Raw genomic sequence first — 20235 nt, 5'->3', positions numbered from 1 at the left:
CCCCGCCCATAGCCCCGGCCGCAGCCCCGAAGCGGGCCATGTGGCCCCTGTACGCCGCCGGGTTCACCACCGCCTTCGGCGCCCACGGCATCGCCGCCAACCTCGGCGGGTTCTCCGGGGACGCCGTCACCTCCCTCCTCGTCCTGGGCGGACTGCTCGCCCTGTACGACGGCGCCGAGGTGCTGCTCAAGCCGGTCTTCGGCTCGCTCGCCGACCGGATCGGCGGCAAACCCGTACTCCTCGGGGGTCTCGTCGCCTTCGCCTTCGCCTCCGCGCTGTACGCGGTCGCCGACAGCCCGGGCTGGCTGTGGGCCGCCCGCCTCGGCCAGGGCGCGGCGGCCTCCGCCTTCTCCCCCTCGGCCTCCGCCATGGTCGCCCGCCTCAACCCGGCCGCCAAGCGCGGACGCGCGTTCGGCAGCTACGGCTTCTACAAGTCCATCGGCTACACCCTCGGCCCGCTTCTCGGCGGAGTCCTGGTGTGGGCCGGCGGCCTGCGTCTGCTGTTCACGGTGATGGCCGTGTGCGCGGCGGCCGTCGCCGTGTGGGCCGCCGCAGCCGTGCCCGTCGTACCCCCGCTGCCCCGCGAGCGGCAGACCGTGGCCGACCTCGCCCGGCGCCTGGCCGACCGGTCCTTCCTCGCCCCGACCTCCGCGCTCGCCGCGGCCACCGCCGCCCTCTCCGTCGGAGTGGGGTTCCTGCCCGTCTCCGGGGCCGCGGCCGGTCTCGGCACGATGGCGACCGGTGCCGCGGTGTCGGTCCTGGCGGCCACGGCCGCGGTCGTCCAGCCCAAGGCCGGCCGTGCACTGGACGCCGGGCGCCTGACCACGCGGACGGGACTGCTCACCGGTCTTCTCCTCTCGGCCGCCGGGATCGCCGCCGCCACACTGCCGGGGGTGTTCGGTGTCCTGTCGGCCGCCGCTCTCATCGGCACCGGCACCGGCCTGATCACCCCGCTCGGCTTCGCCGCCCTGGCCGCCTCCACGCCGCAGGAGCGCATGGGCCAGACCATGGGATCGGCCGAACTGGGCCGCGAACTCGGCGACGCGGGCGGCCCTCTGCTCGTAGCCGGAGTCGCCACCCTCTCGACGCTCACTCTCGGTTATCTCACCCTCGCCGCCCTGCTGGCGGCGGTCCCGCTGCTCGCTCTGGCACGCCGGCCCCGCACCGCCCGAGCGCCGGAGTAGCGCAAAGACGTGCGCGTTCCGGCGGCGAGAACGAATGAATCCGCCGAGAACGGTCACCCGCAGGGCTATGGACAGGAACCGCCGCGCGATCGCGCCAGGAACCGTGGTCGTGATCACGGGCGCGTCGAGCGGCATCGGCCGCGCTGTCGCCCTCGCCTTCGCATGCCGGGGCGCACGGCTCGTCCTCTCCGCCCGCAGTGCCGACGCGCTCGGCCACGTGGCCGGCGAGTGCGCGGCCGCGCACCCGCGGGCCGAGGCGGTGGCCGTGCCCGCCGACGTCACCGACGCGGACGCGATGACCGGGCTGGCGGACACGGCGCTCGACCGGTTCGGCCGTGTCGACGTGTGGGTGAACGCGGCCGGAGTGGGAGTCCTCGGCCGCCTCGACACGGTGCCACCGGCCGACGTCCGCCGCTCGTGGGAGGTCAACGTGCAGGGGGTCCTCCACGGAGCCCGGGCCGCCCTCCCGGTGATGCGCCGCCAGGGCCACGGCGTGCTCATCGACCTGTCATCCGTCCTCGGAGGCGCCGTCACGGCGCCCTACATGGGCGCGTACGCCGCCACCAAGGCCGCGCTGGTCGTGCTCGACGAGGTGATGCGGCAGGAGCTGATCCTCAGCGGCGACCACGGCGTCGCCGTCTGCACCGTGCTCCCCACCGGCGTCGACACCCCGTTCTTCCAGCACTCCGCCAACCACACGGGCCGCCGCCTGCGCACCCTGCCCGCCGTCGCGACTCCCGAACGCGTCGCACGCGCCGTGCTGCACACGGCGGCCCGCCCCCGAAAGCGCGTCGTCGTCGGCCCCGGCGCGCGGCTCCTCCCGTGGGCCCACGCCCTGGCGCCGGCCCTGGTACGCGGCCTGGTACGGCGCCGTACCGAGCACGGCTACCTGGACGCCCCGGGCACCGCGCCGGTCACCACCGGCACCCTGTACGACCCGTCCGGGACCACGGCAGCGGTCTCCGGGGGCCGCCACGCCGGGGCCCGCACCGCCGCACGCCGGGCATCGGCCCTGGCCGCGGCCGCGGCAGCCTGCCTCATCGGCACCCGCTCACGGGCCGGCGTACGCACCGCCCCGCACACGGGCTCACGCACCCCCGCACGCCTTCACCCACGCCGCCGCTAAGGAGACCGCGATCATGGCTCAGTGGAACCGGCTCATCGAAGCCCCTCCCGACGCCGTCTGGGCAGTCCTGAGCGACGGCCGGTCGTACGCGCGGTTCGTGGTGGGCACGCACGAGTCCTGGGAGGAGGACGGGCAGTGGCCCGTACCGGGCGCGGAACTCGGCTACACCCTCAAACTCGGACCGTGGTCGTACCGCGGACGGACCCTCTCCCGACTCTGCGAACCCACCCACCGCCTCGAACTGGAGGCGCAGACGGACATGGGCAGCGCGCGCGTCGCCTTCCGCATCGAGCCCTGGGGCGACGGAACCCTCGTGCTCGTCGACGAGCACCCGCTGACCGGGCCGGCCGCACGCTGGCACAACTCCGCCGTCGACGTGCTCACGCGCTGGCGTCACCGCAAGATGCTCGACCGACTGGCCCACGTCGTGGCGTCGAAGAGGGAGAGCACCCATGGGTGACCCTGACGCGGTGGTCATCGGCTCCGGCCCCAACGGCCTGGTGGCCGCCAACATCCTCGCGGACGCCGGGTGGCAGGTCGTCGTGGTGGAGGCCCGCGAGGAGCCGGGCGGCGCGGTGCGCAGCGACCGGGGCGTCCACCCGGACTACGTGCACGACGTGTTCAGCTCCTTCTACCCGCTGGCCGCCGCCTCTCCCGTCATCCGGGACCTCCGGCTCGACCGGTACGGTCTGCGCTGGAGTCACGCCCCCGCGGTCGTGGCCCACCCCCTGGCCGACGGCCGCTGCGCGGTCCTCAGCCGCGATCCGGGGCGGACCGCCGCCTCGCTGGCCGCCTTCGCGACCGCCGACGGCGCCGCCTGGGAGCGCCTGTACCGCCTGTGGCGACGCGTCGGCGACGACCTCGTCGCATGCCTCTTCACGCCGTTCCCACCCGCCCGCGCGGGTCTTCGGCTCGTAGGGCGCACCGGACCCGAGGAGGGTCTCCGGCTGCTGCGGACCATGCTGCTGCCCGCCCGCCGGTTCGGCGAGGAGCACTTCGCCGGCGTCGGAGGCAGACTGCTGATCGCCGGAAACGCGCTCCACGCCGACCTGGCCCCCGAGTCCGCCCTCGGCGGAGGCATGGGCTGGCTGATGTGCATGCTCGGCCAGGAGTACGGCTTCCCCGTCCCCGCCGGCGGCGCCGGCCGGCTCACCGACGCCCTCGTCGCACGGCTGCGCGACCGTGGGGGAGTGCTGCTGTGCGACCGTACGGTGACCCGCGTCGTCATCCGCGACGGCCGGGCCGTCGGTGTCCGCACCGACGACGGCACCGAGGTCTCCGCGCGACGGGCGGTCCTCGCCGACATCCCCGCTCCGCTCCTGTACGAGCGCCTCGTCGACGAGGAGCACGTGCCCGCGCGGCTCCGCGCCGACCTGCGGCGCTTCCAGTGGGACTTCGCCACGGTGAAGGTGGACTGGGCCCTCTCCGGCCCGATCCCCTGGAAGTGCGCGGACGCCCGCGACGCCGGAACCGTCCACGTCGCGGACGGCCTCGACACACTCACCCGCTTCGCCGCCCAACTCGCGATGGAGCAGGTACCGGACATCCCCTTCACCGTGCTCGGTCAGATGACCACGGCCGATCCCGACCGCTCACCGGACGGGACCGAATCGGCCTGGGGCTACACCCACGTACCGCAGCACATCCGCCGCGATGCGGGAGACCAGGACATCACCGGCCGCTGGGACGAGCGGGAGAAGGAGGCCGTCGCCGGGCGGGTCGAAGCCGGCATCGAGCGCCTCGCCCCCGGCTTCCGCGCCTTGATACGCGCCCGGCGCATCCTCGCCCCGACCGACCTGGAGCGGCTCAACCCCGCCCTCGTAGGCGGCGCCATCAACCAGGGCACCACCAACCTGCACCAGCAACTCGTCTTCCGCCCCCTCCCCGGCACCGGCCGCCCCCGCACCCCGATCCGCGCCCTCTACCTCTGCTCCGCCACCGCCCACCCCGGCGGCGGCGTCCACGGCGCACCGGGCGCCAACGCGGCCCGCGCCGCCCTCAGAACATTCCACATGCCACGCCGGCGCCACTGAGACACGTCGTGGGTACGCCGGCCGCGTGGCGGTCGGAGAGGCCGAGAGTCCGCCCGCGCAAGCGGGGCGCACTACCTGCCGACGGAACCGTCAGCCTGCTCACGGAGGATGTCGGCGTGACCGGCGTGACGAGCCGTCTCCTCGATCATGTGCACCAGCACCCACCGCATCGATCGCACGATGCCCGCCTTGCCCGCCGCCCGCGCGCACAGGTCGTTCAGGTCGTCACAGCGCCCGACGATCTCGTCGGACCGCTCGACCACCTTGCGGTAGGCGGCGAGAAGGCCGTCCGCGGTCTCGTCCTCGGAGAGTTCCATCCCGAACTCCGGATGCTCGACATCCGCACCCTCGAAGGCCCAGGCGAACCAGTAGACCTCCGCCGCCGTCAGGTGCTTGACCAGGCCGAGCACGCTGGTTCCGGAGGGCACGCCGGGTGTCCGACCCCGCACGTCGTCCAGCCCCTCCGCCTTCGCGGCCACGGCTTCGCGCAGGTAGTTCAGGAACGCCAGCAAGGTCGACTTCTCGTCGGAGTTGCTGTCCGGAGGTCCGACGTCACGGCGTCGTCGCGTCTCTGTCACCGGGGCACACTAACCCGATCTGCCTTGGAAACGAACCGAGTTCGGGCCGCAGCGCCGCCGCGCAGGTCCTGGGCCCGCCCCACCGGCGCGGGCGACCGAGAGCGCGACCGGTCCGGAGCCACCACCGCGCACCGGGACGGCCCGGACGCCGTCTTCCAGGAGGAAGACGATGCCCGGGCCCCGTTTTCCAGGTGCCGGTACCGGTTCCCAGGCGCCGGTACCGGCCCTCATCCTCCGGCCCTCATCCTCCGGCCCTCATCCTCCGGCCTTCAGCCGACCCGCTCGACGGGGATCCACAGTTGGGAGTCCGTCTCCGCGCCGATCTCCACCGGCTGCGTCCGCAGCAACTCCGGACCCGGCCGGCTCGCGTACGGGTTCGAGGGGAACCACTGCGTGAACACGTCCCGCCACAGCTCCTGGAGGGCGCTCGGGTACGGCCCGTGATTGTCGAAGACCGCCCAGGTGCCGGCCGGTACGTCGAGGGCGTCAAGCTCGTCCGCGGCGGCCCCCGGGTCGGCGACCACGCCGATCCAGTAGTCCACCTCCGCGCCCTCCTCCCGGCTGTCGGTCAGATGCACCACCGCCGACAGAACCCCCTCCGGTTCTCCGTCGGCCAGCTCCTTCATCCGTACGATCGCCTGGCCGTCCAGGCTCTCCACGTGTGCCGCGGCCGCCGCGTTCACCCCCTCGTGCACGAGAGGAACCCGCGCCTTCCGGCCGAGGACCCGGAACGCTTCCTTCTCCACGATCCGATACCGCATGGTCGTACTCCCTTCGACGACGACACGGAAGGACATGCGCGGCTGCGCCGTGAGCGTCGCACCCGTACGCCGGGCCTCACCCGGCCCGATGCCGTGCACCGACCGGAACGCCCGCGCGAACGCCTCGCCCGACCCGTACCCGTACCGCACGGCCACGTCGAGCAGCGTCCGCTCCCCACCCAGCACCTCGGCCCCGGCGAGCGTCATGCGCCGGCGCCGTACGTACACGGAGAGCGGCATCCCGGCGAGGGCCGAGAACAGGCGCCGGAAGTGGTACTCCGACGTCATCGCGATCCGGGCGACCCCGGCTACGTCGACCTCCCGGCCCGCCTCCGCCTCGAGGCAGCGCTCGATGTGGTCGAGGGCCTGGTTGAGCTGCTCCAACACGGGGTGCGTGTCCTTCCTTCTGATGTCCTCACCGTAGGAACCACCACCCTCCCAGGACCCGACGATCCATGCCCGGAACGATCGGGTGCCCGAACGCTTCCGTGACGTCCGGTCGCGGCCCGGGGGAAATCGTTTGTCGGACCACGACGGCCACTGCTACGTTGCCGACGGCCGTGCGAGAGAACAAGGAGGTGGTACCCGTGAACGTATCGACGTGGGTGCTCTCCTCCGGGGTCACGGTCGGGCGGTAGGTCGTCCGGGAGCGCCGTTCCGCAGCACTCCCGAAAGGCACGACCATGGCCCTTCAGTTCACCCGCGAACAGCGCCTCGACGACGGCGTCCTCGAGCGCGAGTTCACCCTCGGCGAGATCCCCGGCACCCTCTGGACACCCGCATCCGCCGCACCGGTCCCGCTCATCCTGATGGCCCACAACAACGGCCTGCCCAAGGCGGCGGCCCGGCTCGTGGCCCGGGCCCGGCACACCGCGGCATCCGGCTACGCGGTGGCCGCCATCGACGCCGCCGGATGCGGTGACCGGCCCCGTTCCGCCGCCGACGAGCAGGCTCGCGCCGACCTCCGCCAGGCGATGCAGGCCGGCGAGCCCCTCGACGAGATCCTCGAACCCCTCGTCGGCTCGCTGGTGGAGAAAGCGGTCCCCGAATGGCGCACGACCCTGGACGCCCTCCTCTCACTCCCCGGCATCGACGGCCCGGTCGGCTACTCGGGGTGGACCGCCGTGGGCATCCACCTCGCGGCGGTCGACGCACGCATCGCGGCCGCCGGCCTCTTCGCCGGCGGTCACGTCCCCCGCGCCCAGCGCGAGGAAGCCCGGCAGATCACCCTCCCGCTGCTCTTCCTGCTCCAGTGGGACGACGAGGGAAACCCCCGGCAGCGTGCCCTCGACCTGTTCGACGCCTTCGGCAGCAAGGAGAAGACACTCCACGCCAATCTCGGCGGACACGTCGGCACGCCATGGTTCGAGGTGGAGGACGGCAGCCGCTTCTTCGACCGCCACCTGAAGTGAGACCGGCCGGCCAGGCCGCCGGCAGACGGTGAGCAGGGGCCGAGACCCTCCTCAGGGAGACGTCTCGGCCCCTCGGGTGCGGGTCCTGCCACCGGTTGTCGCGCGCACGCGTCCAGGCGGCCGGCCGCACGCGTGGGGCTGTCACGTCCGGTGCCGGGCCGCCGACCTCGAAAATGCGCGGCGGCCGGGTGCGGCGCTCCGTATGATCCCTGGCGGGATGGGGCTCGTAGCGCAGTGGTTGTCGCGCCTTCACGGCATGTAGGAGGACACCGGTTCGAATCCGGTCAGCCTCATCCTGCTCGCTCTCGAAGAGCCTCGTCAGAGGCCTCGCGTACGGTCTGCGCATGGTCGGGCAGAGGATTCCGGCGGGATCGATGGACGACTTCGCCACCTGGGAGCCGGTGCTGCGGCTCCTGCCGGCGGAGCAGTCGCGGAAACAGGGCGGCGGGACCGCCCGCGTGGCGGGACGTATCGGCAGGAGCAGCTGGAGTCCGGCTTTGAGGCGGCGCATGCCCCCGCCAGGGCGGGCCGCTCAAGTGGAGGACACGCAGGAGGAGTTCGAAGCGGTGGGGCGGGTACAGGGCGCGCTTGCCGCTGCCGGGGTGGAGGACGTGTCGTTCACGGCGGAGATCCAGCCGACGGGAAGGACAGTGATGCGCCTTCTGGGACCGCCCCCAGATCATCCAGACCGTCCTCGAAGGGAACCTCGCCCCTGTGGCGTAGAGGGGACCTTGCCTCGAACTCGTCGCGCATGCGTGCCCCCGGGGCCCGGAGGGCCGGCCGCCTCAGGGAGTCAGTGGCCGCCGATGCCCCATGCGTCGAGTCCGCCATAGATATGGGCTTCCAGGCAGTGGGGGCCGCGAAGCCCTCGGCCATGCCGCGGTAGATGACGATGAGCGAATCCCTGCCCCGCCACCAGTTGTCGGCGAGGCCCCGAACTTCAGGCACCGGTCCGAATCCGTCGAGGTCCACCTGCTCGACGGCGTCGCCGCGGATCTTCGTGACGCTCTTGGCCCAGTAGCCCGCGTGGTGGGCCCGCGCCAGGGCTTCCACCCACCCCTCCGTGGTCGCGTGCAGAGGTGTCCATTGGTCGGCGTCGATGCCGAACCTTCCCCCGGGCCCGATCATGAATCCATGGGCCATGGGCCATGGGCCATGGACACGCGGCCGTCGCCGGCCGGGAAGCGCCATCCTTCCGAGGCGCTGCCCTCGGGGGCATCGGCCTGGAGAATGCGCGGACCGCGTCCGCACCTTCATGCCGCGGAACCGTCACCAGCTTCCCGGAGAGCCGAGGGCTGAGCCCGGGGAACGGGGCTGTCCAGGACGGCTCCGACGCCGTGATCACACCAACCACATCAAGACCATCCCAGTGACCGACCGACCGGCCAGAGCTGGCTGCACCATGAAAAATCGGCGACCGGACCCCGATGCGTCATCCAGGATGACCCCATGACTCAAGATCTGGTGACGTTCCTCAACGCACGGCTGGACGAGGAGGCCGACCTGGCCCGACGCTGCGACGGTGACGGAGGTGGGCAGTGGGCCGCTCAGGGGCGCACCGTCGACTTCTGTCAAGGAGAACTTGCCGGATTCCATCCCACGATCGCCCTGCACGTGGCGCTGCACGACCCGGCTCGCGTTCTCCGAGAGGTCGAGGCCAAGCGGCGCGTCCTCGCCCGCCATGAGTTCAGTCCGGCCATAGGCGACCCGGAACTACCGTGGGACAACCGCGACGACTGCCAGTACGACGGCGAGCCCTGGCCGTGCGACGACTTGCTCGACCTCGCCCTACCGTATGCCGATCATCCCGACTGTCCCAGATACCCCTGAGCGGAGATCGTTTACGGGACGGCCCTGAGGTATCAGTCCTAAATCACTTCTTCCTGCATCGAGTTCACCAAGGCATGGGTCGAGTCACCGCCCACCGGCTCTGCATGGCACCCTCACGGCCATGTCCCTCAGTGTTCCTCGCCTGCGGCTCGGCTCGACCGAGATCATCGCCCTCGCCGATGCGGAGGGGCCGTTCTTCTCTCCGCGCGCCGACGCGTTCCCGGAGGCCACCGCCGCTCAGTGGGCCGAGGCCGACCGGTTCGACCCGGGCGCGGTCGACGCCGACGGGAGATGGCGGCTTCAGTTCCGGGCGTACGCGATCCGCAGCGACAAGGGCCTCACCGTCGTGGACGCAGGAATCGGTCCGGCGGACAGTCCCGCCGGCTCGTGGGCGCCGGTGCCCGGTGTGCTCCCGGAGTCGCTGGCTGCCGCGGGCATCGACCCGGCCGAAGTGGACACCGTGGTGCTCACGCATCTGCACACCGACCACGTGGGGTGGGCGGTCGTGACCGAGGCGGCCGTCCCGTCAGCGGGCGGAGCCGGGGGCGGCACCGCTTCGACGGGCGGCGCGGTGGGCGGAATCGCTTCGACCGGCGGCGCGGTGACCGGAAGCGCGACGAACAGCGGCGCGGTGGGCGGCAACGCTTCGACCAGTGGAGTTCCCCGCGGCCGCCGACCCTACTTCGCGAACGCCGAGTACCTGCTCCAGCGGGCCGAGTTCGACGCCATCGACGCGCTCAACCCGCAGCTTCGCGAGACCCTCACCGACCCGCTCGAGGCCGCCGGCCGACTCCGGCTCCTCGACGGGGACACGCCGCTGCGCGTCGGGCGCGCGGTCGCCACGCCCGGGCATACGCCCGGGCACCAGAGCGTACTGGTCGCGGACGGTCGCGAACTGGCGCTCATCACCGGCGACCTCCTGGTGCACGCGCTCCAACTGCTCCACCCGGGGCTCGCCTACGCGCACGAGGCCGACCCCGAAACGGCCGGACATTCAAGGCAGCGGATGCTCGCCCGCGATCCCGCCACCTCGCTGCACCTGGCAACGCCTCACTTGACGGAGCCGTTCCTTTCGACGTGACCGAGGCCGCTCGGTGACGCGGACCGAGGCGCGAGGCATGGGTACCAGGAGGTAGTCCCTACGAGACCGGGGTGGTCGGGATGCAACGGGGGAGTGACGTGCCCTCGTCCTCTGCCTGCTCATGACCCCCGAGGTAATCGACCGCTCTTTCCTCCACCGGCAGGATCAAGGGCATCGACGGGACCCGCCGTCGGTATCCCGCTGTTGCTGCGAGGAGCGCGCCATGGGCATCAAGAGCACCGCCGTCGAAGTGAGTTCCGCTGCCGAGACCACCAGGGCGGTCGTGGAGGAGTTCCTCGCCGCCCGCCTGGCCGGTGATACGGGTCGGCTCGCCGCGCTGTTCGCCGACGAGGTCGACTGGCTGCTGGCCGAGAACCCCGCCGTGCCGTGGATTCGCCCGCGGTCCACCGCCGCCGAATGCGCGGCCCAGTTCACGGAGCTGATGGAGCACACCGTGCCTGCGGAGGCGAGAGCCTCGATCGACACCCTCCTCGTTGACGGCGCCGACGCCGTCCTGATGGGGCACGTGTCGGGGACCGTGCGCGCGACGGGGAAGTCCTTCGAGGGGCCGTTCGCGCTGCGACTCACCGTCGAGGGTGGGAAGATCACTCGGCACCACCTCTACGAGAACAGCCTGTCGATAGCCGAGGCCTGCGCGCCGTGACCCGGTGACGGCACGGAAGCCGGCTAGGTCTCCTCGCGCCGCGCGCCCCACACACCACCCCTTCGTGACGTAATCCATGCGGACGGGGCCCGGACTGCTTCGTCCGATTGCGTGCTGTTGCGTGGCAAAAGAGGAGGTCAGAGGGGGCGGAATTCAGGTTGACCGGAATTCCGGTAGGGGTGATAGTGGCGCTCGCGGCCGCGTTTCGTCCGGCCTGCTGCACCAGGGGTGGGGACTCTTGAACGACAACGATCAGGATGTGCGTGGCGACGTGCGGGGACGGGTCGACGCGCTTGTCGCCGTCGGTCGGGCGGCTGAGGCGAGGGACGTCGGGCGGAGCGCGCTTGACGCGCAGGGGCCGGACGCGGGGCTGCTGCTGGCGCTCGCCCTCGCGCATATGGCGGAGGACGACGATGAGCACGACGACGCCGCCGAGCGGGTCTTCCGTGAGGGGTTGGACGCGTTTCCCGACGATGTAGGTCTGCTCGCGGGGTACGCGGAACTCTGCGCCCGTTCCGACGCCTTGGACCGGCCGGGGCGGTACGCCAGGGGGCCGGTTCTTCTGGAACGGTTGCGTGAAATCGCCCCGTACTCACCGGAGTTGTCGCGGGTCGAGGCCGCGGGAAGTTCCGTTTCCACGACCGTCAGGAACAGTGTCTCGGTGCGGCGGGTGCAGTCGTACGACGCGGCCCGCGCCTTCGCCGACGCGCCCTCGCCTCAGGCTGCCGCCGCTCAGGCGTCGCAGTGGGCCGACGCGGCTCCGCGCGATCTGCGGCTGGCCGTGCTGGCGGAGACGACCGGGGCCCTCGCCGCCCCGGGCCGGGCCTGGTGGCGCCTGCTGCTGTGCCGGGGTGTCGAGTACCGCTTCGCCGTCGGCGTGCTCGTGACCGTGCTGGTGGTCGCGCGTGTCACCGTGCTGCCTGCGGTGCCGTACGGCGTGGCGACGGGGCTGGCGTTGCTGTCGGGGCTGCCGTTCCTCGGTCTCCGCAGGCAGCTGCGGGCCGCGCGGGAGCGGGCGCAGGAGCGGGTGGCCGCAGCCGTCGCGGAGGACGTGACCGGCGGCGAAACGGGTGTCGGGGGTGAGGGGTTCGGGTCGCCGGAACTGCGGCCCGTGCCGCGCGTCACTTCTCGTGAGTACGCGTTCGCCGGGGCGGGGATCGCGCTCATGGTGGTCATCGGAGTCACGGCGTACGCCAGCTCCCTCGCCTATCCCCGCTACGACATCGTTGCCCACGACACCTTCCGGGGCTTGGAGGGCTACGACCTGCGCGAGGAGTTCGACCCGTTCGGTGCCGTGCCCGACAGCGATACGGAGGCCTCGACGGCCCGGGTGTACGTCGCCGAGGACGCCGCTCCGGATGCCGCCGCCGACTACCTGGTGGCCGTCACGACCGGGGACTTCCACGAGATGCGGGAGTCGTACGTGTACGACGGCCGGATCATCCCCATGGACATGGGCGGAGCCGGCACCACCCGGGACAGCTGGGAGGCCGGGGCCGGCCCGTACGGGGGTTGGATGCGGTGCCTGCGATACACCGAGGCGCCCACCGGCACGCTGCGGGCGATGTGCGGATGGGGTGACAAGGGCAGCATCGGCATGGTCCTGTTCACGGCGTCGGACAAGGGCCGCGACGCGGTCGAGGAGACGGCCCGGTCCGTCGGCGCCGACTTCCTCCGTCCGGCGGGAGACTGAGCCGGTACGACGCGGCCGGGGCCGTGTGACGGTGCGCCGAATCCTCGGCGAACCGTCACACAGGCATCCGCGACCGGGGCTAGCTCAGCGTCTTGACCGCGGCGGCGTCGTACGGCTTCAGCTCGTCGGTGCGCCCCGCCAGGACCTTCGCCGCCCACTCCGGGTCCTGGAGCAGTGCCCGGCCGACGGCGACCATGTCGAACTCGTCGCGCTCCAGGCGGTCGAGGAGCTCGTCGATGCCCTGGACCGGAGCGCCCTGGCCTGCGAAGGCGTGGATGAAGTCGCCGTCGAGGCCGACCGAGCCGACGGTGATGGTGGGCTTGCCGGTGAGCTTCTTGGTCCAGCCCGCCAGGTTCAGGTCCGAGTCCTCGAACTCGGGTATCCAGTGGCGGCGGGTGGAGGCGTGGAAGACGTCGACGCCGGCCGCGGCGAGCGGGGAGAGGATCGCCTCCAGCTCCTGCGGGGTCTCGGCGAGCCGGGCGTCGTAGGCGTCCTGCTTCCACTGCGAGTAGCGGAAGATCACCGGGAAGTCGGACGAGACGCTCTCGCGGACCGCGGCGACGATCTCGGCCGCGAACTTCGTACGGGCCACGGCGTCGCCGCCGTAGGCGTCGGTACGGCGGTTCGTACCCGCCCACAGGAACTGGTCGAGGAGGTAGCCGTGGGCGCCGTGCAGCTCGATCCCGTCGAAACCGATGCGCTCGGCGGCCGCGGCGGCCTCGGCGAAGGCGCCGATGACGTCGTCCAGGTCACCCTGGGTCATCGCCTTGCCCGTGCCCTCGGTGCCGTCGGTGCGGATGCCGGAAGGCCCCATGGCGGGGGCGTCGGGGTAGGGGGCCTGGCCCTGCTGGCGCACCATGCCGATGTGCCACAGCTGCGGAACGATCGTGCCGCCCGCCGCGTGCACGGCCTCGGCGACCTTCGCCCATCCCGCCAGCTGCTCCTCGCCGTGGAACCGCGGCACCCGGTCGCTCTGCCCGGCCGACTCGTGCCCGACGTAGGTCCCCTCGGTGACGATCAGGCCCACACCGGCGGCCGCGCGCCGGGCGTAGTACGACCGCACGTCCTCGCCGGGGACGCCCCCGGGGGAGAACATGCGCGTCATCGGCGCCATCGCGATGCGGTTCGGGACGGTCAGTCCGTTCAGCGCGACGGGCCGGGACAGGATCTCGGCCGCGCGGGAGGCGGGGGACTCGGTGACGGTCACTGGGACGCTCCTCATGGCTACTGCTTGACAACCTTGATGCTTGAGAACTTCATGCAATAGGAGACCGTAGAGGTCGATGCTTGAGGTAGTCAAGCATTTCCGGATAGAGTGGCCCCATGACAGAAACGCCCCGCGTCGACACCGCCCAGCTCATGGAGCTCCTCTCCGTGTCGCTCGGCGCCTACTACGGCGACTTCACCGTCGCGGCGGCGAGCGAGAACCTCACGGCGAGCCAGGGCAAGGCCCTGACCGTCCTGCGCCGGGGGCCCGCCGCGATGCGCGCCCTCGCCGACACCATGACCTGCGACGCCTCCAACATGACCGGGATCATCGACCGCCTCGAAAAGCGTGGCCTCGTGCGCCGTGAGGCCGACGCCTCGGACCGGCGCGTCAAGAACGTCATCCTCACCGCCGAGGGCGAGCGCGTCACCGACGCGATCCGCGCCAAGATGCGCACCACCCAGGAGGGCCTGGACAGCCTCGACGACCAGGACCGCGCCTCTTTGTACGCGCTCCTGGAGCGGGTGTTCGCCTCCAAGCCCGCCGCCTGACGTCCCGCTCTCGCGCGGCATGGCCTGCGTCGGACCTGTCTGTTCCGGACCGGGCCCGACGGCGCCACTCCCGTCCGCTGGTCGCGCCCTCCGCCACCGCCCTCGTCGCCGTGCCTGCAAGGTCGACCGGCCCCGGGCCGGATTCAGTCGGGGAGGGCGGGCGGCCAGTCCGGAGCCGGATCCTCCGGCAGCAGGGGGCGCAAGGCGCCGACCGCCGCGCCGATGCAGCTGTCCCGCAGCTCGGCGCGTGTGCAGGTCTCGCGCGTGAGCCAGTCCACGCAGAGCACCTGGACGAACACGAGCCAGGCCTTCAGTGCCGCGGATACGGCGGCGTGCGTGCGCTCGTCGGCGAGCGGGAGCACGCCGAGCAGGCGTGAGCGCAGGGCGTCGAGCTCGTCCGTCATGATCGTCTGGATGACGGGGTCGCCCGCCAGTACCCGGTTCGCGGCCAGGACGGCGTGACGGTTGGCGACGAAGTAGTCGAGGTGGGCGTCCAGGCCCTGGGTGAGCTGCTCGACGAGGGTGGCGCCGGGGTCGAACTCGGTCGCCGCGAGCAGCCGGTCCGCCGCCTGCTGGTAGACCGCCGCGAACAGGGCGTGCTTGCTCGGGAAGTGCTGATAGAGCAGGGCGCGGGACACGTCGGCGTGTCGGGCGACGTCCTCCATCAGCACGTCGTCGTAGGGAGTGGCGGAGAAGAGCCGGGCGCCGACGGCGAGCAGTTGGGCCCGGCGGTCGGCAGGAGTCAGTCGTCGGCGGGGTGGCACACGTCCAGACTACTTGACACTCATCTAGTTAAGGGGGCTACGCTCAAGCTAACTAGACGTGCGTCAAGTAAGGGGGTGGAGTCATGGACAGGACACTCCGGGTTTCCGCGTGGGTCATGGGCCTTGCCTGCACGGCGATCGGCCTGTTCCACGTGGTCGGCGGCAACGCCGCCATTCCGGGGGAAGCCGACGCCGGCCCCACCCTGGACAGCCTGGGCCGGTTCTTCGGCGCGATCTTCGCCGGATACGGGCTGGCCTGGCTATGGGCGGCCCGGCAGGACCCCGTCCCCGCGAAGGCGGTGCGATGGCTCGCGGCGGTCTTCCTGCTGGGCGGCGTGGGGCGACTTCTGTCCCTGGCGGTGCACGGGTGGCCGCACTGGTTCCAGGTGGCGCTGACCGTGATCGAGCTGCTCTTCCCGCCCCTCTGGTTCTGGCTCGCCGACGCCGACGAGCGGGCGTCCGGCCGGCGGCGGTCTGAGGCTGCGCGGGCCGCCACGCCGTCCCCTCCGGGTCTGGCGTGACCTGTGACGCGCCTCCCTCCCGTACGGCGACCCGTCCCATGTCCTTCCCCCGTGCCGGCGGGGGCGCGCGAGACCACCGACCGGCGGGGGGCAACGGCACCCTCATCCGGCTCGCGGGTCGTTCGGCAACAGCCCTCAGGTGGCGACTGAGAGCAGGTCCACCACGAAAACGAGCGTCGAGCCCGCCGGGATCAACGGCGAAGGCGACTGGTTGCCGTAGCCGAGCCGCGGAGGAACGATGATCTCGCGCCGGCCACCGACCTTCATCCCCCTGATGCCCCTGTCCCAGCCCTTGATGACCCGGCCACCACCCACCGCGAACTTGAACGGCTCCCCCCGGTCCCAGGAGGCGTCGAACTCCTTGCCGGACGCGAAGGCGACCCCGACGTAGTGAACCCGGACGACGTTGCCCGGCTTCGCCTCGGGCCCGTCCCCGACCACGAGGTCACGAGTCGTCAGCTCGGTCGGAGCGTCCCCCTCGGGAAGGTCGATCTCGGGCTTCGTCGGTTCACTCATGGCAGCCTCGTCCACTCTCCGCCGCGCCCGCAGCCCTCGTACGGACGAGGCGGGCATATGGTCACTCCACGCAGTAGATCATCACACCGCCCCGAGCGCCGACCCGGGACGCCCCGAACCCCATAACCGGGGCTCTGCCGGGTTTGACACCTTCTCCGGCAGGGTGTCGTGGCACAGTGGCCTCATGTGCGGCCGGTACACCTCGACACGTAGCCCCGAAGACCTGACCCGTCTCTTCGAGGTCACCGACTGGCGCCCCGACGAGAGGCTGGCGCCGAGTTGGAACGTGGCGCCGACCAACGAGGTCTACGCGATCCTCGAACGCGCCGGGCGGGAGGAAGCCGGAGAGGTGCGCCGCGAACTGCGGGCGCTGAGGTGGGGTCTGGTGCCGTCGTGGGCGAAGGATCCGAAGGTGGGATCCCGGATGATCAACGCCCGGGTGGAGACCGTCCACGAGAAGCCCGCGTACCGGCGTGCCTTCGCCAAGCGCCGCTGTCTTCTGCCGGCGGACGGCTTCTACGAATGGGAGTCGTCGAAGGACGAGACGACGGGGAAGACCCGCAAGCAGCCGTACTTCATCCACCCTTCCGACGGCCAGGTGATGGCCATGGCGGGGCTGTACGAGTACTGGCGCAACCCCGACGTCAGCAGCGACGACGACCCCGACGCCTGGCTGACGACCTGCACGATCATCACCACCGAGGCCACCGACGCGGCGGGCCGCATCCACCCCCGCATGCCCCTCGCCCTCGCCCCCGACCACTACGACACGTGGCTCGACCCCCACCACCACGACACCGACGACCTCCGCGCCCTCCTCGCCCAGCCGGCGGACGGCCGACTCGACACCCGTCCCGTCTCCACGGCGGTCAACAACGTCCGCAACAACGGAGCACACCTGCTCGACGCGGCCACGTGACGGTCCGACGCCGCTTCGGCGTCAGCCGTATAACGCGACACACGAACACCCTCCTTCCGGCACCGCCTGTTACGCCCCAGAGGAGCGCCTCATCCGACCCGTCGTGAGTCCGGGAGAGGTGCCTGGTCAGTGGGTGGGCTTGCGGGTGGTGTGGTGCGCAGGAGGAGGAGGGCGGTGTCGTCGGTGTAGCGGGCGGTGGGCCAGGCGTGGCGGATGAGGTGGTCGATGAGGGTGTCGACGTCTTCGTGGGGGTGGCGGGCGAGGTGTTCGGCGAGGGCGGCGGCGGTGTGGTCGGGGTCGGTGCCGGGTACTTCCACGAGTCCGTCGGTGTAGAGGGCGAGGGTGCTTCCCGGGGGGAGGTGGAGGTCGGTGACGGGGTGGGGCGTGTCGATGTCGATGCCGAGCAGGGGGGCGGGGTCGAGGCCGACGACGAGGCCAGGCTGCCCCGGTCGGTGGAGGAGGGGCGGTGGGTGGCCGGCGCTGGCCAGGGTGACGTGCCCGTGGGCGAGGTCGATCCGGGCGTACAGGGTGGAGACCAGTAGGTCGGTACCCAGACCGATCAGGACACGGTTGGTGTGGGCGAGGACCTGGTCCGGCGGGGCGCCGGCGGTGGCGCGGATCGCGGTGCGTACCTGGCCCATGAGGGCGGCGGCGGAGACGTTGTGGCCTTGGACGTCGCCGATGACGGCGGCGACGGTGGTGGCGTCGAGGCGGATGACGTCGTAGAAGTCGCCGCCGATGTCCATGCCGCGGCTGGCGGGCAGGTAGCGGGCGGCCATCATGAGGCCGGGCACGGCGGGCAGGGTGTGCGGCAGGAGGGTTTCCTGGAGGCCGAGGGCGAGGCCGTGTACGGAGTCGTAGAGCTGGGCCCGGTCCAGCGCCTGGGCGATCAGGCCGGCGAGGGAGGTGAGGACCGCTCGTTCGTCGGCGGTGAACGCGTGGGGTTTGTCGTAGGAGAGGATGCAGCAGCCGACGGGCCGGCCTGAGATGAGCAGCGGCAGGAAGGCCCAGGCGCGTTTGCCGCTGATCAGCGGGGCGTGGGGGAATTCGTCGGCCAGCTCCTCGGCGCTGCCGAAGAACGACGGGACGCCGGTGGAGAGCACGTGCCCGGCCGGGGTGATGCCGGTGCTCAGGGGCAGGCCGTCGAGGCGTTCGATGGTCTGCGGGTCGTAGCCGTGCCAGCCGGTGATCTTCAGGCGGCCGGCCTCCGCCGCGGAGAGGACCAGGCCGTCGGCGCCGAAGGCGGGAAGGACCTGGCCGGCGACCAGCTCGACGACGTCGCTGACGGCCACGGTCTCCGTGAGGGCGGACGCCAGGTGCAGGAGCTGGTAGAGGCGACCGGTGTGGGTGGGCCGGGATGCGGCGGGCGGGGGCCGGGAGGACGCGGCTGCCGCCGGTCCGGGCACGGCGGACGCGGGCCGGGTCGCGTCCGATGACGGTGGGGATGCGGTGGACGCGCGGCCGGACGCGTGCGCGGACCCGGTCCGGTCGCCGGCGGACGCGGGGTGGCGGGACGGGCCGGCGGACTCGGCCCCGTCGCCGTCGCCTTCCCCGCCGGATGCGGGGGTGATGCGGACGCTGATGCCGCTGACGTCCGGGTAGAGCTGGAAGCGCAGCCGGCGGTCCGGAGGGTCGGGGGAAGTGAACTCGACGGGTTCGCGGCTGATGACGGCGGTGCGGTAGTGGTCCTCGACCGAGGGTTGGTCCAGCCAGGGCACGGACTGCCAGGGCCGCGTACCCAGCAGCCGGTCGGCGGGCCGGCCGAGCAGGGCGGCCGCCGCGCGGTTCACGAACGTGATCCGGCCCTCCAGGTCCAGGGCCAGCGCGCCCTCCGGCAGCCGCTCGGCGTAGTCCGCGGCCGCTTGCGGGGCCTGGCCCGCGTACGGATGGGGCTCGGTGAGTGACACCCGGAAGGGCTGCTCGGGCGTCTGCGGGGGGTCCGGGGTCCGGTCCAGGGCGTGTGCGATGCCACGGGCCTCGGCGGAGATGTGGCCCCGCTCGCGGCGGCTGGCGCGCTGCGGGTGGGAGGCCGGCCACAGCAGGACGAGACCGCCCCAGCAGCGGGAGCGACCGGGCAGCGGCGTGGCCGCGAGGGCGAAGCGGTACGGCAGGCTTACCGCGACCCGCGGATACGCGCGGACCATGTCCCCCTGCGAGCCGACCCACACCAGGCGGCCTTCCCGGACGGCCTCGCTGACCGGCGCGGCGGTCGCGAGCGGGATCCGGTGCCAGGGCCAGGCCACCTCCTCCGGCAACCCGCACAGCACCGCCAGGCCGAGCGTCTGCGTGGCCTCGTCCAGGAGGTAGAGCGCGCCGGCGGAGGCGCCGGTCCGCCGTACGGTGTCGACCAGTGCGGTGCCGAGCAACCCAGCCGCGCCGGGCTGCTCGCCGTGGCCCGGTACCGCAGCTCGCATACCAGGACCATACGCCGACAAATCGGACCGATCACCCTGGTCGAGGAGCGGGTGGCCGCGCGGGGCTCCAAGGCCACCGGTACGCCGGGGCGGGCGTACCGGGTCGCCCTCGGTCCTCGGTCCTCGTCCACTCCCCGCTCCCCGCCCGCGTGGGTGGCGGACGCCCGCGGCTCCCCACTCAGGTTCGGTTAGGCTAGCCTTGCTTGGAGTGCGGTCGGGTCGGGTTCCGGTGCCGCAGGTGGACACCCATGGGTCGCAACGGGCAGGGGCAGGGCACAGGTGAGAGACGGTTACCGGGCTTGTGAGCGTCGATCGCCCGAAGGGGCCGGGACGCCGATGCGGGTGACGGGCGGCCGCACGGGCCGGGAGCTCGGGGCGGGGCCCCGTGGGTAAGGTCCTGCTCACGGCCGGAGCCCTGTACGTCATCGTCCTGTTCCGCGCCGGCGGCACGTTCGCCGTCGGGTGGCTCGCGGGCGCCGGTGCACGGCGCAGCAGGTTCGCCGGGCGGATCTCCTCGGCGAAGTTCCAGCGTGCCGAGCGGGCGATCCAGCGGTGGGGCGCGCCGGTGGTGGCGGTCTCCTTCCTGACCGTCGGTTTCCAGACCGCCGCCAACCTCCTCGCGGGCAGCATGCGCATGCCGTTGACGCGCTACCTGCCCGCCCTGTTCGTGGGCGGAGCTGCCTGGGCGCTGATCTACGCGACCGCGGGGCTCGGCGTGCTCGAAGTGCTGGGAAGGCTCTTCGCCGAGCGGACGGCACTCGGCGTGGCCGCCGTGGCCGGCATCCTCTTCGCGGTGTGCGGGGTGGTGGTGTGGCGCAGGAGGAGGGCGGCGCTGTCTTCCGGCGACAGGATGGCCGAGCAGGCCTGAGCCCGTGCCGTGACGGCAGCTGCCGAGAGATCCCACGACATCCAGCTGCTACGGCCTTCCCCCGGCGGATCGTGTGGGCGGCCCCCGCAGCGGTGTCCGGCTCCGCCCCTCGA

General features: G+C 72.3%; 20 protein-coding genes, 1 tRNA gene and 1 pseudogene. 14 read left to right on the top strand and 8 right to left on the bottom strand.

Features of this window, described 5'->3' with window-relative positions:
- Nucleotides 1-38 precede the first annotated feature (38 nt).
- The 4 genes from AC067A_RS07390 (at nt 39) to AC067A_RS07375 (ending at nt 4343) form a co-directional block, all read left to right on the top strand.
- Nucleotides 39-1184, top strand: a complete 1146-nt coding sequence (locus AC067A_RS07390; protein WP_478616691.1) for an MFS transporter — start codon at nt 39-41, stop codon at nt 1182-1184.
- Between the two features lie 67 nt (nt 1185-1251).
- Nucleotides 1252-2310, top strand: coding sequence for an SDR family NAD(P)-dependent oxidoreductase (locus tag AC067A_RS07385; protein WP_478615758.1), 1059 nt, complete (start codon nt 1252-1254; stop codon nt 2308-2310).
- 13 nt (nt 2311-2323) lie between these two features.
- Nucleotides 2324-2770 carry an SRPBCC family protein gene (locus AC067A_RS07380; protein ID WP_478615755.1) on the top strand — a complete coding sequence of 149 codons (447 nt, stop codon included), beginning with the start codon at nt 2324-2326 and terminating at the stop codon, nt 2768-2770.
- A complete protein-coding gene (locus AC067A_RS07375; RefSeq protein WP_478615751.1) occupies nt 2763-4343 on the top strand; it encodes a phytoene desaturase family protein in 1581 nt (526 codons plus the stop codon). Before AC067A_RS07380 ends, AC067A_RS07375 begins: the two co-directional genes overlap by 8 nt.
- Before the next feature lie 71 nt (nt 4344-4414).
- Here the strand turns inward: AC067A_RS07375 and AC067A_RS07370 are convergent, their stop codons facing one another.
- The gene (locus AC067A_RS07370) at nt 4415-4921 is read right to left on the bottom strand and encodes a DinB family protein (protein ID WP_478615749.1); all 507 of its coding nucleotides are present in this window, start codon (nt 4919-4921) and stop codon (nt 4415-4417) included.
- Nucleotides 4922-5190: 269 nt separating this feature from the next.
- A complete protein-coding gene (locus AC067A_RS07365) occupies nt 5191-6069 on the bottom strand; it encodes an AraC family transcriptional regulator (protein WP_478615747.1) in 879 nt (292 codons plus the stop codon).
- Nucleotides 6070-6365: 296 nt separating this feature from the next.
- Here AC067A_RS07365 and AC067A_RS07360 point away from each other — a divergent pair, with 296 nt between their 5' ends.
- Nucleotides 6366-7094, top strand: a complete 729-nt coding sequence (locus tag AC067A_RS07360) for a dienelactone hydrolase family protein (RefSeq protein ID WP_478615744.1) — start codon at nt 6366-6368, stop codon at nt 7092-7094.
- Between the two features lie 219 nt (nt 7095-7313).
- Nucleotides 7314-7387 (top strand) — tRNA-Ala (locus AC067A_RS07355).
- 325 nt (nt 7388-7712) lie between these two features.
- Here the strand turns inward: AC067A_RS07355 and AC067A_RS07350 are convergent.
- Together AC067A_RS07350 and AC067A_RS07345 are read right to left on the bottom strand one after the other, a co-directional pair.
- Nucleotides 7713-8147 carry a hypothetical protein gene (locus AC067A_RS07350; RefSeq protein ID WP_478616728.1) on the bottom strand — a complete coding sequence of 145 codons (435 nt, stop codon included), beginning with the start codon at nt 8145-8147 and terminating at the stop codon, nt 7713-7715.
- A gap of 181 nt (nt 8148-8328) precedes the next feature.
- Nucleotides 8329-8448: pseudogene (locus tag AC067A_RS07345) on the bottom strand (IS5/IS1182 family transposase); the annotation flags it as partial.
- A 95-nt stretch (nt 8449-8543) separates the two neighbouring features.
- On the opposite strand from AC067A_RS07345, the gene AC067A_RS07340 reads away from it, so the two are divergent.
- The 4 genes from AC067A_RS07340 to AC067A_RS07325 all read left to right on the top strand — a co-directional run bounded on the left by AC067A_RS07340 (nt 8544) and on the right by AC067A_RS07325 (nt 12362).
- Nucleotides 8544-8924 (top strand): DUF6221 family protein, encoded by a 381-nt coding sequence (locus AC067A_RS07340; protein ID WP_478615741.1) that lies wholly within the window; start codon nt 8544-8546, stop codon nt 8922-8924.
- Between the two features lie 121 nt (nt 8925-9045).
- Nucleotides 9046-10005, top strand: a complete 960-nt coding sequence (locus tag AC067A_RS07335) for an MBL fold metallo-hydrolase (RefSeq protein WP_478615738.1) — start codon at nt 9046-9048, stop codon at nt 10003-10005.
- A gap of 223 nt (nt 10006-10228) precedes the next feature.
- Nucleotides 10229-10669, top strand: a complete 441-nt coding sequence (locus AC067A_RS07330) for a nuclear transport factor 2 family protein (protein WP_478615735.1) — start codon at nt 10229-10231, stop codon at nt 10667-10669.
- 238 nt (nt 10670-10907) lie between these two features.
- Nucleotides 10908-12362: a hypothetical protein gene (locus AC067A_RS07325; RefSeq protein WP_478615732.1), complete on the top strand. Its 1455-nt coding sequence runs from the start codon at nt 10908-10910 to the stop codon at nt 12360-12362.
- 79 nt (nt 12363-12441) lie between these two features.
- Here AC067A_RS07325 and AC067A_RS07320 read toward each other — a convergent pair whose 3' ends face one another.
- On the bottom strand, nt 12442-13569 hold the full coding sequence (locus AC067A_RS07320) for an NADH:flavin oxidoreductase (protein ID WP_478615729.1): 1128 nt from the start codon (nt 13567-13569) through the stop codon (nt 12442-12444).
- 116 nt (nt 13570-13685) lie between these two features.
- Here AC067A_RS07320 and AC067A_RS07315 point away from each other — a divergent pair, with 116 nt between their 5' ends.
- Entirely contained in the window at nt 13686-14120 is a 435-nt protein-coding gene (locus tag AC067A_RS07315) for a MarR family winged helix-turn-helix transcriptional regulator (protein ID WP_478615726.1), read from the top strand.
- A 143-nt stretch (nt 14121-14263) separates the two neighbouring features.
- Here the strand turns inward: AC067A_RS07315 and AC067A_RS07310 are convergent, their stop codons facing one another.
- On the bottom strand, nt 14264-14884 hold the full coding sequence (locus AC067A_RS07310) for a TetR/AcrR family transcriptional regulator (RefSeq protein ID WP_478615724.1): 621 nt from the start codon (nt 14882-14884) through the stop codon (nt 14264-14266).
- 83 nt (nt 14885-14967) lie between these two features.
- On the opposite strand from AC067A_RS07310, the gene AC067A_RS07305 reads away from it, so the two are divergent.
- Nucleotides 14968-15405 (top strand): DUF4345 domain-containing protein, encoded by a 438-nt coding sequence (locus AC067A_RS07305; protein ID WP_478615721.1) that lies wholly within the window; start codon nt 14968-14970, stop codon nt 15403-15405.
- Nucleotides 15406-15540: 135 nt separating this feature from the next.
- On the opposite strand, the gene AC067A_RS07300 is transcribed toward AC067A_RS07305, so the two are convergent.
- Entirely contained in the window at nt 15541-15921 is a 381-nt protein-coding gene (locus tag AC067A_RS07300; RefSeq protein WP_478615719.1) for an FKBP-type peptidyl-prolyl cis-trans isomerase, read from the bottom strand.
- Nucleotides 15922-16105: 184 nt separating this feature from the next.
- Between AC067A_RS07300 and AC067A_RS07295 the strand changes: the two genes are divergently transcribed.
- Complete coding sequence (locus tag AC067A_RS07295) at nt 16106-16840, top strand: SOS response-associated peptidase (protein ID WP_478615717.1); 735 nt, start codon at nt 16106-16108, stop codon at nt 16838-16840.
- A gap of 89 nt (nt 16841-16929) precedes the next feature.
- Here the strand turns inward: AC067A_RS07295 and AC067A_RS07290 are convergent, their stop codons facing one another.
- The gene (locus AC067A_RS07290; protein WP_478615714.1) at nt 16930-19254 is read right to left on the bottom strand and encodes a SpoIIE family protein phosphatase; all 2325 of its coding nucleotides are present in this window, start codon (nt 19252-19254) and stop codon (nt 16930-16932) included.
- A 385-nt stretch (nt 19255-19639) separates the two neighbouring features.
- Here AC067A_RS07290 and AC067A_RS07285 point away from each other — a divergent pair, with 385 nt between their 5' ends.
- Entirely contained in the window at nt 19640-20122 is a 483-nt protein-coding gene (locus AC067A_RS07285) for a DedA family protein (protein WP_478615711.1), read from the top strand.
- Nucleotides 20123-20235: the final 113 nt, after the last annotated feature.

This window comes from Streptomyces sp. NPDC043176 (assembly GCF_056436715.1).
The sequence above is the reverse complement of the archived record's forward strand: the minus strand, read 5'-3'. Positions and strand labels throughout refer to the sequence as shown.